Raw genomic sequence first — 15613 nt, 5'->3', positions numbered from 1 at the left:
TTATACCGTCCCGAGAGAAGTTAACAGCTGCTGCAGTACCCGTCGGGTTACTGCCAGATCGTCGGGATTAATCTGGCTGAGCAATTCGTTGCGCAAGGCGTCTGCCTGCGCTTCCACCTCACCGAAGGCTACATTGCCCGCCTCCGTTAAGACCAGCAGACGCTTGCGGCGGTCATCTGCCGGCTGAACGCGCATCAGCAACCCATTTTTCACCAGGCGGTCTACCAGCGTCACGACGCTGGCTTCTTCCAGCCCGAGCAGCTGCGCCAGCGCCTTTTGCGTCAGGGGAGCCGGCTCATTAGCCAGCGTGGCGATTGCCATCCAGCTGCTCATGCTCAGCCCGCTCTCTTTCAGACGACGGTTAATCGCCAGGCGCCAGGCATGGGCAGTTAAATGAAGCAGACGGGAAAAATGTTGCGATTGCGGCATCAAAACATAGCGCTCTAATGGTTAGATATCTAACTAAATAGTGCTGGTATTATACGCATTAAAAAATAGCAGGGAAAAGGGGTTCCGCCAGGGAATTTTTCCTCTCTCCTGGCTTACGCTTGCCCGCAACGCCGGGAAATGTTAGACCTTTCCTGTTCGCTGCAAGAGAAGCTGCAAAAGTTATGATAACCACGCCTCAAAGCTGGATCGACCTGCGCCGCGACAGCGCCAGCGGTATTGAAGCCATTCGCGCCCACTTTACCGGTCATGCTTATGACCCGCACTGGCATGACAGTTATCTGATCGGCGTGACGGAACAGGGTATCCAGCAGTTTCATTCCCGTCGTCGGCAACATCGCAGCCGTCCCGGTACGGTGTTCATGCTGGAACCGGAAGAACTCCATGATGGGGACGCCATTGACGCCTGCGGCTTTACCTACCGCATGCTCTACTTTTCACAGGCGTATGTGCAACAGCAGCTCAGCGAGCTTTTTGCTGCTGCCCCGGCGGGCCAGGAGTTGCACTTTGCCGCCACGCTACAGCAGGATGATCAGCTGGCGCATGCCGTCTGGAACTGCTTCGATGACCTCTGGCAGGATGAAGTGACGATGGTAAAAGAAGCGGCGCTGGATCGCCTGTTTCTGCTGCTCAGCCAGCATCCGCTGTGGCGTAACAGCGCCCCGTCCTTTCGCCCTGATAAGGCTCTGGCGCAGCGGGCGCGCGACTGGCTGATAGCACATCACACGGCGAATCCGGGTCTGCAGGCCATGTCTCAGGCGCTGGATGTCGATCGTTTCCGTCTGTCGCGGGAATTTCAGGCGGCGTATGGCCTGCCTCCCCACGCCTGGCTGATTCAGCTGCGGCTATGTCAGGCCCGACGTTTACTGGCACAGGGCCAGCCACCTGCCGATGTTGCTGCACAGCTCGGCTTTGCCGATCAAAGTCATCTTGGCCGCTGGTTTAAGCGTGCCTGTCATCTCACCCCTGCCCGTTATCAGCTCGCCTGCACAAATCTTCCAGACCCGCGCTAAACGTTTCGCCATGATACGATTTTTGCACGGAGAAATGGCGATGCAGGAACAACGATGTGTGATGATTTTGAATGAAGACTTAGCGCCCGGCAAAGCGGCGAATGCTGCGGCAGTGATTGCGCTGACCCTTGGCCAGCGCCATCCGGGCTTTGTTGGCGAGCCGCTGTATGATGCCGGGCAGCGTGACTATCCGGGTCTGATCCCGGTGGGTATTCCGGTACTGGCAGCCAGTCAGGCGGAATTCAGCGCGCTGCGCGATCGCTGCGATGGTGAAGCGTTTGACCTTATTCTGTTCCCGGAAGAGGGTCAGACAACAACGGATTATCAGGCTTTCAGCGCAGCCATGCGTCAGTTGCCGGGCGAAGCCTGGCGCCTGCTGGGGCTGGCGATCGTCGGCGAGAAAAAAGCGCTGCGTAAACTGACGGCCAGACTGCGTTTGTACGGTCAGTAAGCAAAACCGGGACCGCCAGCGTCAACTGGTCAGCAAAAGCGCTTTTGACGTCTGTTCCCCCTTAGCGATAGCGCGCCCACCCACGGGCGCGCTACTCCCGGTTGCCGCCCCGTTCTGATACGCAACACAGCCCTCTCCAAAGCCGTTCATATGGCCTCCTCTGGATCCTCCCCGCACAATACTGAGGATGCGCTGGCGTAACTCCCTATTTCCTTTGCTTATTTATGCGCCTGAAGCACATCTGCAGGCACCTTTACTACAACAGCAAAAAAATAATCAACAGTAACTTGTACAACTTTTCACGCTGTTCATAACAATCTGAAGCAGTTATAACTATATGTATATAAAGGATTAGCACAAAATGATCATGAAAATATTGTACATGTTTAACAGTTTTGTATAGCTTTATGCCCCATGAATCCTGTAAAGATTCTGTAACGAATGACGTCATTGCGTCGCCTCTGAAGGTGTTGTGGATTTCCACCTTCAGAGGTCATTTTTTATCCTGACAATGATCAGTGCCTGACCTGGTTCTTCTCCTGCACTTCACGCTGGCTTCCGGCGGCGTTGCCCGGTAACATCGGTGACGATTTTCATCTCCTTCATTTTTCTCTGCCTTTACCGTGCAGAGAGCGAAAATAAAAAGAGCCTGCAACAATCTATGAGTCATTCAAACGACGTCACTACGCATGAGCCCGTGGATAGTGAACTGAGTGTGGGACGCGTATTGCGTTCGCCTGCACTGCTCACCCGTGAATGTCTGGCCGGTGTCATTACTGCGCTGGCCCTGATCCCGGAAGTGATCTCCTTTTCTGTTATCGCCGGTGTTGATCCTAAGGTGAGCCTGATCGCCTCCGTGGTGTTGTGTCTGACATTATCGATTCTGGGCGGCCGCCCGGCGATGGTGACCGCCGCTGCGGGTTCGGTCGCGCTGGTTATCGGTCCCATGGTGCATGTTTATGGTGTTGAATATATTTTGCCCGCGGTCGTGATGGGTGGCGTTATTCAGATAGTCTTTGGTCTCGCTGGCCTGGCGCGCATGATGCGTTATATCCCCCGCTCGGTGATGCTGGGCTTTGTGAATGCGCTTGGAGTGTTGATCTTCTTTGCTCAGGTCCCCCATGTCTGGGGACAGTCCGGTCTGGTGTGGGGACTCTTTGCCGTGACGCTGGCGATTGTCTTGTTGCTGCCGCGCGTGCTGAAAAGCGTGCCCTCGCCGCTGGTGGCGATTGTGGTGGTGACCGCCGTGGCGTTACTGATGGGTTATCCGGTGCCAGACGTCGGCGATGAAGGCCCGATGAGCGCGGGTCTGCCGGGCTTCACCCAGCTGTTGGTTCCGTTAAATCTGGCTACCTTACAGATTATCTGGCCAACCGCCCTGAGTATCGCCTTTGTCGGGCTGATGGAGTCGCTGCTGACGGCGAAACTGGTGGATGATCTTACTGATACCCCTTCCAGTAAGCGTCGCGAATCCTGGGGGCTGGGCATCGCAAATATCTTTGCCGGTTTTTATGGCGGCATTGCCGGTTGCGCAATGATCGGCCAGACCATTGTAAATGTTGAACTGGGCAAAGCGCGTACCCGGGTTTCTACCGTGGCTGCCGCGCTGGTTCTGCTTCTGCTGGTGACCGGGTTGAGCCAGATTATGGCAAAAATCCCGATGGTAGTGCTGGCGGGGATCATGATGGTGGTAGCGGTGAAAACCGTCAACTGGCATAGCCTGCAGCCCGCCACCCTGAAACGCATGCCCTGGTCCGAAACTTTTGTGATGGTGCTGACCGTTGCTGTCACCGTCTGGACCAGTAATCTGGCCCTGGGCGTGCTGGCGGGCGTGATTATCGCCATGGTTCTTTTTGCCCGCCGCGTTGCGCATGTGATCCACGCGGAACGCCAGTTGAGTGAGGATGGCGAGCAGGTGCGCTATAACGTTCGTGGTCCGCTGTTCTTTGCCAGCAGCAACGATCTTTTTGAGCATTTTGATTACGCCCATGACCCGAAGCAGGTGATCATCGATCTCACCCATGCGCAAATCTGGGATGCTTCTACCGTTGCCGCCCTGGATGCAATTGAACACCGCTATCAGCGTTATGGCGCAACCGTTAAGATTGAAGGCCTCGACCTGCGCAGCACCGACTTTCACCGTCGTCTGACGGGTAATTTAGGCTAAGCGCTACAGCCTGCGTCAGCAATGACGCAGGCGGGCTTCCTGCCCCTGTTTTCTGTCGCCATCCAGTTATAAAAAGCATTCCCCTGCAGCGCCCTGTTTAGTTTGCTGCAGAGGGACTGTCTGTTTCTTACTCTTTAAGTATGTTGTAATTAAACAACGCTGTTTTTAAGCTGCAAGATCACTTTTTGCCGCGATAAAGGCACAATCATCACAGTTTCGGCAAAAAGATGACCGTTTTTTATTTAAAGCGCAGCTGAACGCTCAGTACGATAATACCTGGTAAAATGAAGCCCGATCTGAGACCAATATAATCATTTACGTCGTATTTTACGCCGTGATAAATGTAGGGCGCAAAGCCAATACCCGTCGCTTTTTTCAGGTCGTGATAGGCACCGCTGTCGCCGCAATGGGAAAAGGTATCAAAAAAGAACTCGCCCGTATAAGCATAGAGTCCTTCAAAGCTCCACTTTTTATACTCCCCCCACTTTTTACCCAGAGCAAAAAGCATACAACGATTGCCTTCGCTGTTTTTCAGCGTCCCCAGCGACAAACTGTAATCTGAGTCTTGATCCATCCGGCGCTCGATAGCAATAAATTCATTCTTGAAATATTGCGTGAATTTTTTATCCGAGCCATAAGGATGATAAACAAAAGAAGCCGTATGCAGTGAATAGAGGTCCAGTTCATCAGCAGAAGCCCGGGAGAAAAAGCCTGGTCCACAAAGTATGCATAGCGTGACAAACGCCCTGAAATGATTCCTCACAGTGCCCCCGACCTTAATGAATGTTATTGTGTCTTTCCTTTCAGTTTGATGCAGCTGCTGTTAACCGACAGGTTACAGAGGATAATCCCAACCTGAGGAGCAGATGATAGAATTATGCGTTTCCCTGAAATAAACTGGTCTGCAGATGTCAGGTTTGCAGATAATAAAGCGAGGTTTTAAAAAGCACAAATGAAGTTTACATCGATTTATCTTTACTGATTTCCCTGCGCTTAATGGCACTATTCCGAAATAATGTTTATTTCTTTCAGCAAAAAGCAGTACGCACCAAACTTTTTTTTAAGAATAAATAAGAAGACAAGGGCTGACTGCGGGAAAAACCGCGCGCATAGCGCTGACGCGGGAAAAGAATGTTTAGTCAGGACCAGGCAAGCTGCATCAGCCATCTGTTAATATTTCTTTATCAAAAAGCCGCTCTCCGGTAGTAAACCGCTATCAAAAGAGACCAGACGTTAGCGCAGCCGCCACTTGTTGCATAGTCTCAGCACGCAGGAATGCGTGAGCAGGAAAGAGAAAGCACAAATACCCGGCTTCAGAACAGAGATCAGAACTGATGACATGGTCTGCAGCGGTCAGCGATGGCCGCAGGCCATCGCCTCTGATTTCAACCGGTTCAACAGGGAGTGGAACTTCCTATTTTGCCGACAGCACCCGTATTACCGCTTCGTAATATTTATCTTCCAGCTTATCATTCCTGTCCCGTCGCTCCTGAGACAGACGCCGGACAATGGTCTCCTGACTGACAGAGCCACCTTCACGATGGATGTTAAACACCGCATCGCCGAGAATAGTACAGAGCGCAGCGTAATTTTCTTCCGTATTAAATGCATCAAAATGGTCGCTCATCTAGCCCTCCTGTTAGCCACCTCCTCTAAGCCTGGTACAGCTCCTGAATCAGGACAGAGAAAATTGTGCTAAAAGTCACATATTTTCGGCCAGGCCAATGCAAAGGGTTATTTTTTGGCCGTTTTGTCCGCTGACATCTGCTTCGACAGACAGGAAGCGACAGTAAGAGCTGTTCCACAAGCGCTGCAAACAGCACCATGACGGGTTTTTTTACTGTTGCAGTTTGTCGTAAATATAAACTGACGACATCCACACTTTGGGCAGCGAAAGTTAAGGTGGCACATATCACTGTTTGTTTCGCTTATCAGAGTATATTGATCTACAATATTGAGTAATTATCTTTTCCGTGCAAGCTTTTATCCCATGGAATCTCTTCTTTTTGGGATTTTCCTCACGACAATTTTCAGCTTCAGCCTCGTCCCTACGCGGCTGCTTTGTTTGAAGGTATAGTTTTTGTTCAGCTGCTGTCGCTTAGCCAGTAGCCCGGGGCAATTAACAAGCTGGTGATGTCATTATCCTGGCGCTGCCATACTTCATCAGGTTGTCATCAGAATCGAGATTTTTTCGCTGATGATGATCACATGCGTTACAATTACCCGCGCAGACATTATTAATGTTCGGGCGCTTGCTTAAAAACAGGAAAATAACAGTGCGCATCCGCTCTTCAGCTTGCCCACGGCCATTTTATGAACGTAAATAAATATCGCAGGTCAGAAGCAGCAACCTCTGCCGGGAGAAAGAAAAAAATTAACGCTGATGAAAAGCGGGCAATACTTGTTATCTGTCAGACTGTCACAGCACTCACTTAATAAAGCGGCTGTTTTATTTATGACATCTCTTTGATATGGGAACGAATACTCTGATTCAGAGAAATACGCTAACCCCCGTTAGCGTATTTTTGCTGTCAGTCAAAGTCAGTCGCAATGGAAAGGTGACGCCATTGATCAATATCTTGTCGGAAACTCGCCAGCTTGCAATCAGCAATAGCATGTGCACGCGGACCGAGGGGCAAATGCAACGGAGGCTCATCACTGTCAATGGCGTTAAGCATAACGGCAATTGCTTTCGCCGGGTCGCCCGCTTGCCTACCATCGTTGCTTTCCCGGTAGAGGCGTCGCTCACCCGCAGTCTGCTCATAAATCGCCATCTGTTGTTTTGCTACGGTCATTGAACGTCCCAGGAAGTCGGTTCTGAACGGCCCCGGTTCAACAATAATGACACGTAAGCCTAATGGCGCGACTTCCTGATTCAGGGCTTCCGACATCCCTTCAACTGCAAACTTGCTGGCATTGTAGTAGCCTGAACCCGCCGAGCCTGCGATACCCGCCCCGGAAGAGAGGTTGACGATTCGGCCTCCCCGCCGCCGGCGCATAAGGGGTAAGGCCGCCCGCGTCATCTCGATCAGCCCGAACACGTTGACCTCGAACATGGGTCGGTACTCTTCCGCCACTGCTTCTTCCAGCGCGCCAAATAAGCCATAACCCGCATTATTGACCAGTACATCTAAGCCGCCAAATGCCTCGTCCGCCAGCGAAACAGCGCGCTGGATCATCTCTGGTTGTGTGACATCCAACTCGCAAACCCGCACCCTGTCGGGGAACTGATCGACCAGGCTCTGCAGAGTGGCTGTATTACGCGCGGTGGCTATCAGTTGATCGCCTCTTTCCGCCACGGCGCAAGCCAGATAGTAGCCAAAACCACTTGAGCAGCCGGTGATTAACCAGGTTTTTTTCATCACTTATCCTCCGCATTTACTCTGTGTGGGCATGCATTTTTGTAACCACTGCAAAACGGGTTGCAGCGCTTCGTCAGAATTCTTCTCGTAAATCAGGCCATGCCCGTTGCCGTGTACCCCCAGATCCGGCAGATGCAGCAATTCTGCCGCGGCCCCTGCCGCGTTCAGGAATTCCGCCGTAGGTGGGCTGGCAGCAGCAAATTCTGATGCTTCGGCGGTAACAATCAGAATGGGCAGTTCCGCCAGCGCGGGTAATTTCAACGCGCCCGGCCGGGTCTGACGGACAGCCTCCGCGCAGGTTACCGGCGGTTCAAAGCCCAGCGGCGCAGCCGTGATCCCCCATGCCATCAGGCCGATATCAGGAATATGGGCAAACGGCGGTCCCATCGGTTCGATGGCAACAATCGCTTTAACCTGTCCGGGCCGGCGATCGGCAATCAGCCAGCCGTCCGGACCCGATGCGGAATGTGTAACCAGGATGGCGGGACCAATACGATCCAGTAAAGCCGCCATGCGGTCGGCATCCAGCGTCTGGGAAAAAGCCAGATCGGCCGGGAGCGGGCCGTAGCCTGCGATAAATTCATCCATGGCCTGTTTATCTTCCGCAGCAAAGGGCCATTGCGTGTGACGCTTATCACTGCCCGGAAAATAGATCTGCTGCCCCCCTTCGTAGGAAAACGGTGGCCCCATTTCGCCCAGCGTATCTACATGGAATGGCGAGCGGCCATGGCCGGGACGATCAATAACCAGCACAACATAACCCTCCTCAACGAACCGTTGCGCCCAACCCGGTCGTCCATCTGGCGTGTCGAACCACTCGGTGCCCTGAAAGCCGCCGCCATGCATCAGTACCACAGGGTAAGCCTGGCTGATGGTCTCAGGCGCTTCCCATTCCACATACATCGGACCGCGCTGACAGGTCAGGCCGTTGTGTTCAATACGATCGCCAGGGATCCAGAAATGCCCACGTCGTACCGTGCGCGCTGGCGTCTTGCTCCAGGGAGCGTAAGGTTGATGACTGTTCATGGTATAACCCTTATCGATAGCAGAGGTTAATAACGCCAGCACGCGCCAGGGGGTAGCGCTGGCTGGCACAACAGAAACGGTTTCCTTACCGATGACCAGGCTTAGTGCCCATCAAGGAAGGTGATCACCGCACTGTTCAAGGCAAAGGAACACTCTTCCGGCAGCCAGTGGCCGCAACCCGGCAATACCTTGCCCGTTACATTGGTTGCGAAATGACGAATCTGATTCACTTGTAACTCACCCATACCGCCGTGACCGCCTCCGCCAATGGCCAGTACTGGCAGGGAAATTTTGCTCTGCGACAAACGCTTATTGTCTTCGACCCCCTGATTCAGCACGTGGTAATAGGCAAAAGCGGCGTGCAGGCTGTGGGGTTTGGCGTAAGCGTTGGCATAGAGATCCAGCAACTGCGAGGTAAATACCGACGTATTGGTGGCATGCTCTTTAATAAAGTGCTCGAAAAACAGGCGCTCTTTGCCTGCAATCAGGGTTTCAGCGAGGTTGTTTTTGGCGGTAAAGAAGCTGAAATGCCAGACCAGCGACTCCCCCTGCGGGGTGAAAGCCGGGAACGCGTAAAGCGTATCATCAGGAATCGGTGCCTCCATAAAGACAACCCGCCGCAGGTTGTTTTCATGCGTCACCACAAAGGGATAGGTATTCCAGTTACCGATATCATGCGATACCAGATCAAAAGGCTTACCGCCACTGAACTGCATGGCAAGCTTATACAGCAGCGGTGCGACATCAGTCGCCCGGTAAGAAGGCGGGACCTCTGAATCCCCCAGACCAGGCAGATCGGGGGCAACGACGGTGTGATTCCTGGCCAGTTCCGGCATCAGATGATGCCATTCATACCAGGTCTGGCCGAAACCGTGTACCAGATAGACCAGCGGTCCCTGCCCTCCTTTAACATAGTGCATCCGCACACCATCGATGACTTTGTATTCGCTGGTAAAGCCCGCCGGGACGGGAAATGTGTTAGCAGCAAAAACAGGGGCGGCCAGGAACAGAGAAAGCACCACACCCAGAGATTTCATTACGTTGCAAAACATAGGTTATTTCCTTTCACAATAAAGCGTGGGGTTCAGGGAGCGATATCGCTGCTGGTCACCGCGGTCTGACGTGGTCCGGGCGTAAAACCGGCTCTGCGTGCCAGCCAGGTAATAAGGAATCCTCCACTCAGCAGGATGAATAACACCGGGGGAAAGGCTGTGACTCCCAGCTTATTCAGCAAAATGCCGCCAACAATAGCGCCACCGGCAATCGCACTGTTCCAGGCAACCACGTTCATCGACAAGGCGATATCCGCGCCTTCCCCGGCAGTATCAGCCAGCGCTGTTTGCAGCAGCGTGGCGGCACCACCAAAAGTGAATCCCCAGATAGCCACGCCGAGGCAGATAGCCAGCGCGCTCTGTGCCATCCAGACAAACAGTAAGGAGACCACGGCAAAGGTGGCCAGGCTGAGCAGCACACTTCTCCGCAGGTGATGGTCGACAACGCGCCCGATAATCCCGATAGCGCATAACGCTGCGAGACCAAAGATCAGCATTACCCGATCCACATGGGCCGTTAAACCGGCCTGAGCGACAAAAGGAGCAATAAAGGTGTAAAGAATGTTGTGAGCCAGCATCCAGGTGATAACCACACTCAGCACCGGTTTTACGCCAGGAGTGTTAAACACGCTGCCTAAAGGCAGTCGTTCATGCCTGGCCTGGCCAGGGTAATCGGGAACTTTGGCAAGCACCCAGACCATCAGGAGCAGCGTTAATCCGGATATGATGCCAAATGTGCTGCGCCAGCCGATGGAAATACCCAGCCAGGTTCCCAGCGGTACGCCTGCCGATAGAGCGATGGGCGTGCCGACCATCGCAATTGCCATCGCTTTGCCTTGTTGATTAACAGCAACCATACGACGCGCATAGCCTGCGAGCAGGCTCCAGGCTAATCCCGCAGCGACACCGGCAAAAAACCGCGCAATAAGGGTGAGCCGATAGTCGGCAGATAGCGCGGTGATTGAGTTGAATACAAGAAACCCGACGATGGTCAATAACAGCACGTTTCTGCGTCGCCAGCCCTGGGTGGCGATGGTCAGCGGAATCGCGGCCAGTAATGAGCCCAGTGCATAGGCAGTCACCAGTTGCCCTGCCAGCGCAGAAGAGATTTGCAGGCCCGCAGCGATTTGCGGCAGCAAACCTGCAGGCAACGTCTCAGTGATGATGCAGATGAAACCCGTCATTGCCAGTGCCAGCAGGGCCATAACCGGCAGTTGCGGTTCAACGGCGCTGCGGGATGGCGTTATCTTAGCCGTTTGGGGTGCGTCAAAGACGATGTGCTTATCCATAATTTTGCCAGACACATATATACCGATTGGTATATATTTAAATGTAAAGATTATCCCCTGCCTGGTTGTACAGGGGTACGGGGAGTAATGGCGGGCCGGGATCACCAGACATCACATTAAGTCAAAACACCTCATATGTACCGATTGATACACTAGTGTGTGAGCAAACCTTTGTCAACGACTTATGTATCGATTAGTATGTTAGTGTTAAGATGCAGGTTAAAAGCGGAGTAAAAAATGGCGACAATGGGACGCCCGAGAACCTTTGATCGGGACAAGGCAATCGAACAGGCGATGTACCTTTTCTGGCAGAATGGTTATGAGTCAACATCACTCAGTCAGTTGAAAGCAGGCATCAATAACGGTATTTCTGCCCCCAGCTTTTACGCTGCCTTTGGCTCAAAAGAGGCTCTCTTCCGGGAATGTGTGCAACGTTATCTGTCCACTTACGGACAGGTTACGGCATCTTTATGGGATACCAGCCTGGCGCCACGCGACGCTATCGAAACCACATTACGGCGTTCCGCAAAGATGCAATGTGACCCTGGTCATCCCAAAGGATGTATGGTCGGCTTAGGCGTAATGAGTGCGCCATCGGCAGAAAATGCTGCTGTCGTTGAGCCCCTGACAAAATCACGTGAACGTACCCGTGCCGGCTTCGCCAGCAATATTCAGCGCGGCATTGACCGTGGCGAACTGAGTGAAAATACCGACATTCAGGCTCTGACAGCGACGTTTGATGCCTTCCTGCTTGGTGTATCTACCCTGGCGCGCGACGGTGCCGCTCTCACGGATATCAATAATTCCATTACCTCGATTATGTCCCTGTGGGATTTGTGCAAAGCCAGGAAATAAAGATTTTTATTACACGCTGAAATGGGGATTGTGCTGCCGGATACGGCAGATGTGAGAGAAAAGGTAGCACCAGCCCCTGGCATTCTGCATCAAACTGGCGGTCTTCGGCTATCTGCGCTCGCGCAACGGTTAACCTGGCTGCGTGTTGCCAGTGATGGCGGAAGGAGGTTACTGCTGACACCGCCAGTGAGTAGCAGCCCGCAGAGCCACACCCCGGCGAGCAGACAGGTTAATCGCATAAAGCGAGCCGCCAGGTGTGATGACATTCAGAAAATGTTTCATACTGGAATCGCACACTGCAGCGATGACAAGATCCACATTCTGTACGGCAATCTGGCGGCTTCGCGGGTGTAATCTATAAACGCTTCAGCATTCATTTCATGTAATATAATTTTTCTGATCAACCATCCCGGGTTCGCCGTCGTGTGAACGCTTAAACCTGCGTCATTCCGCCATCAACACAAATCTCTGCACCTGCAATATAGCGGCTCTCGTCACTTGCAAGGAAAAATGCCGCGTTTGCAACCTCTTCAGGCTGGCCCATTCTGCCCAGGGGTATTGTGCTAATTAACCCGTTACGCACTTCATCAGAGGTTGCGGCCATCATTTCGGTTTCGACAGGACCGGGCGCGACAACGTTAACACGGATACCGCGCGCGGCGAGCTCACGTGTCCAGGTGCGGGCAAAAGAGCGCAGCGCAGCCTTACTGGCCGCATAGACGCCATATCCTTTAATGCCGATAACATCAGCAATTGAACCGATCAGAACCACACTGCTGCCGGGTTTCATCAGAGGCAATGCTGCCTGCAGAGCAAAGACGGGGGCGCGAACATTCAGGCCAAAAGTCTGGTCAAAATGCAGCTCATTTATTTCTTCAAGCGTGGCGTATTCCGACATTCCGGCATTGATTACCAATACATCTATCTGACCTGATTTTTCTGCAATTATCTGCATTATACGGTTCAGTTCGTTCTTCTGACTGACATCTGCCCGTAGTGGCATAGCGGTCCCCGCTATTTTGCTTCTGGCTGTCTCAAGATCTTCTTCTCGTCGCGAAGTAAACCAGGTGACTGCCCCCTCGGTTGCTAAACGCTGGCTGATAGCCAGCCCAATCCCTTTAGCACCGCCAAGAACCACAGCTACTTTTTTCTCAATTTTGCCCATCTGATTTCTCCCATTTAGTTAGAAAACAGATGGTATAAAATCTATACTTAATATCAATTACGCACTTTGACTATACTGAAGTGGTCAACAAAAACTGGCCACCGAGTTAGAGTTTTTCCAGTATCGGTTTTCCGATTCGTTTGGGGGTAACCCACCGTTATAGCCATGCGGCCTTAGCGAGCTGTAATACCCGACGATATAGTCCGTGATCGCATGAGCAGCTTCGCTAAAGTTTATATAACCTGTCACTGGCACCCACTCGTTTTTCAGACTCCGGAAGAAGCGTTCCATCGGGCTGTTGTCCCAACAGTTTCCACGTCGGCTCATACTCTGCCTGATTTGGCAACGCCACAGTAACTGCCGGAACTGCCTGCTCGTAAAATGACTGCCTTGATCGCTATGGAACATTACTCCGACGGGCTTACCGCGAGTTTCCCATGTCATTTCCAGCGCTTTCATGGTGAGCTTCCTGTCCGGCGAGAACGACATGGCCCAGCCCACTGGTTTTCTTGCGAACAGATCGAGAACAACGGTGAGGTACGCTCAGCGCTTACCCGTCCAGATATAGGTCACATCACCACGCATGGTTGGGCTCCGTTACGGCGAACTGTCGCTCAAGATTATTCGAGATAGCGACGTGCTCATGACCGCCATGTTTATACCGGTGAGTCGGCTGCTGGCCACTAATCAGTCCCAGCTCTTTCATAAGCCTGCCAGCAAGCCAGCACCCCATCTTGTAGCCTCTCCGGGTTGCCATTGTGGCGATGCTTCTTGCCCCAGCCTAACCATGGCAGATGCCATGCAGCTCAAGTACCTGCGTAATACATCCCATCTGCCGTCTGGCTTTTAAGGACGGTTTTTCCAGTATCTGTAGCTGCTGCGATTAATCCCGAACACATGGCAAAGTGTGACCATCGGATAATGCGCTCTGAGCTCCCCCGGTTATTGAGAACTGTTCAGGGAGTCTGACATCAAGAGCGCGGTAGCCTTTTTTAATATTTCTTTATCAATTTTAATACGTTGCACCTTCTTCCCGAGCTCACGTATTTCGATTTTTTTGGTGTCATCGGAGAGGCTTTTGGTATTTTGCCCTGACGCTCATTACGCAGTTGTTTGACCCCTCTTGTCATTGTGGAAAGGCCGACATTCGTAGCTTTGGCGGCATCTGCCACCGTGTAGTTCTGGTCAACAACCAGTTGAGCAGATTCGCGTTTGAACTCTGCACTGAAATTTTTTCATTGGAGCACCTATGTTGTTCTGAAGTAAGCATATCACCTCTATTCAGGTGGCCAAATTCAGTGAAACACTACACTGGATGTAAAAATCAGCAGGCGAAGACACCGCTTATTTTTCCATTAACTTCAGCAACATCCGCTACTGCTACAAAACTTACTGAGGGAAAGGCTAACGTCTGTGTAGTGTTTGCCTGTCTGCTTAGAAAACGCATGTACCCATGATTTTTTAAACGTTTTTAAGGCAGCCTTCATCAGTAAGTGCTTGGCTTACAAACGCCTTGGTACTCTGGTAAGGAACATCCAGATCGTCCCTCCACCGTTCGCACTATCTGTCATAGCAGCTAAGCTTGATTGATACCCCAACCCGCCGGGCAGCAGTTCGCTTCCGGATTCCGGATGTAAGAAGGAGAAAAACATGAAAGCAGTAATTTATAATGGTCCTTACGATGTCAGGATTAAAGACGTACCTGATGCAAAAATTGTTCGTCCTACGGATGTCCTTGTTCGCATTACCACCACCAATATTTGTGGATCGGACCTGCATATGTATGAGGGCCGGACTAGCTTTGAACAGGGACGTATTCTGGGCCACGAAAACCTGGGTGAAGTGGTAGAAATTGGCTCGGGCGTTGAACGTATTAAGGTGGGTGACTATGTTTGCCTGCCGTTTAACGTAGGATGTGGTTTTTGCGAAAACTGTGAAAAAGGTCTGACTGGCTTTTGTCTTACCACCAATCCGGGGGCGACTGGAGCAGCCTATGGATTTGCTGAAATGGGGTCTTGGGAAGGCGGTCAGGCGGAACTGCTTCGGGTACCATTTGCCGACTTTAACTGCCTTGTTCTTCCCTCCGACGCGGCAGAAAAAGAAGATGATTATGTTATGCTCTCTGATATTTTTCCTACCGGATGGCATGCAACAGAACTTGCCGGATTAAAGCCTGGCGAAAGCGTGGCCATCTATGGCGCAGGCCCAGTTGGTTTGATGGCCGCTCATTCAGCGATCATTAAAGGCGCTTCACAGGTGTTTGTAGTGGATACGCATAAGGACCGGTTGGCTCTGGCAGAAAAAATGGGGGCTATAGGCATTAATGCTATTGGTGATGAAGCAGTCCAAAAAATTCTCGACCTGACGGATGGACGCGGTACTGATTGTGGCTGCGAATGTGTTGGCTATCAGTGCTGTAACAAGCATGGTCATGAAGACAATTCGGTCACCATGAACAGTCTTGTTGCATCAACGAAAGCAACAGGGGGAATTGGTGTGGTTGGCGTTTTTATTCCTCAGGATCCGGGCGCTGAATCTGACCTTGCAAAAGAGGGTAGGGTGCCATTTGATTTTGGCAGCTTCTGGTTTAAAGGACAGGCAATCCGTACCGGACAGGCTAATGTCAAGGCCTATAACCGTCAGCTTTCCCGCCTCATCCATCACGGGAAAGCCACCCCGGGTCAAATAATTTCACACCGTCTTTCGCTTGAAGAGGCTCCAGTGGGATATAAACACTTCGATGATCGAGATGAGGGATGGACAAAGGTTATCCTTAAGCCTTAAAT

13 protein-coding genes and 1 pseudogene are annotated in these 15613 nt (G+C 52.1%); 5 read left to right on the top strand and 9 right to left on the bottom strand.

The genetic code is table 11. The features are described from left to right. Nucleotides 1–429: a MarR family winged helix-turn-helix transcriptional regulator gene (locus tag E0E17_RS14190; RefSeq protein WP_130834670.1), complete on the bottom strand. Its 429-nt coding sequence runs from the start codon at nt 427–429 to the stop codon at nt 1–3. 182 nt (nt 430–611) lie between these two features. Between E0E17_RS14190 and E0E17_RS14185 the strand changes: the two genes are divergently transcribed. The 3 genes from E0E17_RS14185 to E0E17_RS14175 all read left to right on the top strand — a co-directional run bounded on the left by E0E17_RS14185 (nt 612) and on the right by E0E17_RS14175 (nt 4078). Continuing rightward, on the top strand, nt 612–1460 hold the full coding sequence (locus E0E17_RS14185) for an AraC family transcriptional regulator (RefSeq protein ID WP_130834669.1): 849 nt from the start codon (nt 612–614) through the stop codon (nt 1458–1460). Between the two features lie 40 nt (nt 1461–1500). After that, on the top strand, nt 1501–1911 hold the full coding sequence (locus E0E17_RS14180; protein ID WP_130834668.1) for a DUF2000 domain-containing protein: 411 nt from the start codon (nt 1501–1503) through the stop codon (nt 1909–1911). 661 nt (nt 1912–2572) lie between these two features. Next, on the top strand, nt 2573–4078 hold the full coding sequence (locus E0E17_RS14175) for a SulP family inorganic anion transporter (protein ID WP_165446232.1): 1506 nt from the start codon (nt 2573–2575) through the stop codon (nt 4076–4078). Between the two features lie 238 nt (nt 4079–4316). On the opposite strand, the gene E0E17_RS14170 is transcribed toward E0E17_RS14175, so the two are convergent. The 6 genes from E0E17_RS14170 to E0E17_RS14145 form a co-directional block, all read right to left on the bottom strand. Beyond that, nucleotides 4317–4841, bottom strand: coding sequence for a hypothetical protein (locus E0E17_RS14170; RefSeq protein ID WP_237680789.1), 525 nt, complete (start codon nt 4839–4841; stop codon nt 4317–4319). A gap of 651 nt (nt 4842–5492) precedes the next feature. After that, the gene (locus E0E17_RS14165; protein WP_130834667.1) at nt 5493–5705 is read right to left on the bottom strand and encodes a DUF2767 family protein; all 213 of its coding nucleotides are present in this window, start codon (nt 5703–5705) and stop codon (nt 5493–5495) included. A 904-nt stretch (nt 5706–6609) separates the two neighbouring features. Further along, nucleotides 6610–7440, bottom strand: a complete 831-nt coding sequence (locus tag E0E17_RS14160; RefSeq protein ID WP_130834666.1) for an oxidoreductase — start codon at nt 7438–7440, stop codon at nt 6610–6612. Between the two features lie 3 nt (nt 7441–7443). After that, nucleotides 7444–8535 carry an alpha/beta hydrolase gene (locus E0E17_RS14155; protein WP_237680788.1) on the bottom strand — a complete coding sequence of 364 codons (1092 nt, stop codon included), beginning with the start codon at nt 8533–8535 and terminating at the stop codon, nt 7444–7446. A 32-nt stretch (nt 8536–8567) separates the two neighbouring features. Then, nucleotides 8568–9518, bottom strand: coding sequence for an alpha/beta fold hydrolase (locus E0E17_RS14150; RefSeq protein ID WP_130834665.1), 951 nt, complete (start codon nt 9516–9518; stop codon nt 8568–8570). 32 nt (nt 9519–9550) lie between these two features. Further along, entirely contained in the window at nt 9551–10723 is a 1173-nt protein-coding gene (locus E0E17_RS14145) for an MFS transporter (RefSeq protein ID WP_207302088.1), read from the bottom strand. 321 nt (nt 10724–11044) lie between these two features. On the opposite strand from E0E17_RS14145, the gene E0E17_RS14140 reads away from it, so the two are divergent. Further along, complete coding sequence (locus E0E17_RS14140) at nt 11045–11662, top strand: TetR/AcrR family transcriptional regulator (RefSeq protein ID WP_130834663.1); 618 nt, start codon at nt 11045–11047, stop codon at nt 11660–11662. Between the two features lie 433 nt (nt 11663–12095). Here the strand turns inward: E0E17_RS14140 and E0E17_RS14135 are convergent, their stop codons facing one another. Both E0E17_RS14135 and E0E17_RS14130 read right to left on the bottom strand, forming a co-directional pair. Then, nucleotides 12096–12827 (bottom strand): SDR family NAD(P)-dependent oxidoreductase, encoded by a 732-nt coding sequence (locus tag E0E17_RS14135; RefSeq protein WP_130834662.1) that lies wholly within the window; start codon nt 12825–12827, stop codon nt 12096–12098. Nucleotides 12828–12911: 84 nt separating this feature from the next. Next, nucleotides 12912–14023, bottom strand: a pseudogene (locus E0E17_RS14130) (IS3 family transposase). A 454-nt stretch (nt 14024–14477) separates the two neighbouring features. Between E0E17_RS14130 and E0E17_RS14120 the strand changes: the two are divergent. Then, nucleotides 14478–15611 (top strand): glutathione-independent formaldehyde dehydrogenase, encoded by a 1134-nt coding sequence (locus E0E17_RS14120; RefSeq protein ID WP_130834660.1) that lies wholly within the window; start codon nt 14478–14480, stop codon nt 15609–15611. The last annotated feature ends 2 nt before the right edge of the window (nt 15612–15613 follow it).

The sequence above is a fragment of the [Erwinia] mediterraneensis genome, from assembly GCF_900604315.1.
In the GTDB taxonomy this organism is placed as follows: domain Bacteria; phylum Pseudomonadota; class Gammaproteobacteria; order Enterobacterales; family Enterobacteriaceae; genus Pantoea; species Pantoea mediterraneensis_A.
The sequence above is the reverse complement of the archived record's forward strand: the minus strand, read 5'-3'. Positions and strand labels throughout refer to the sequence as shown.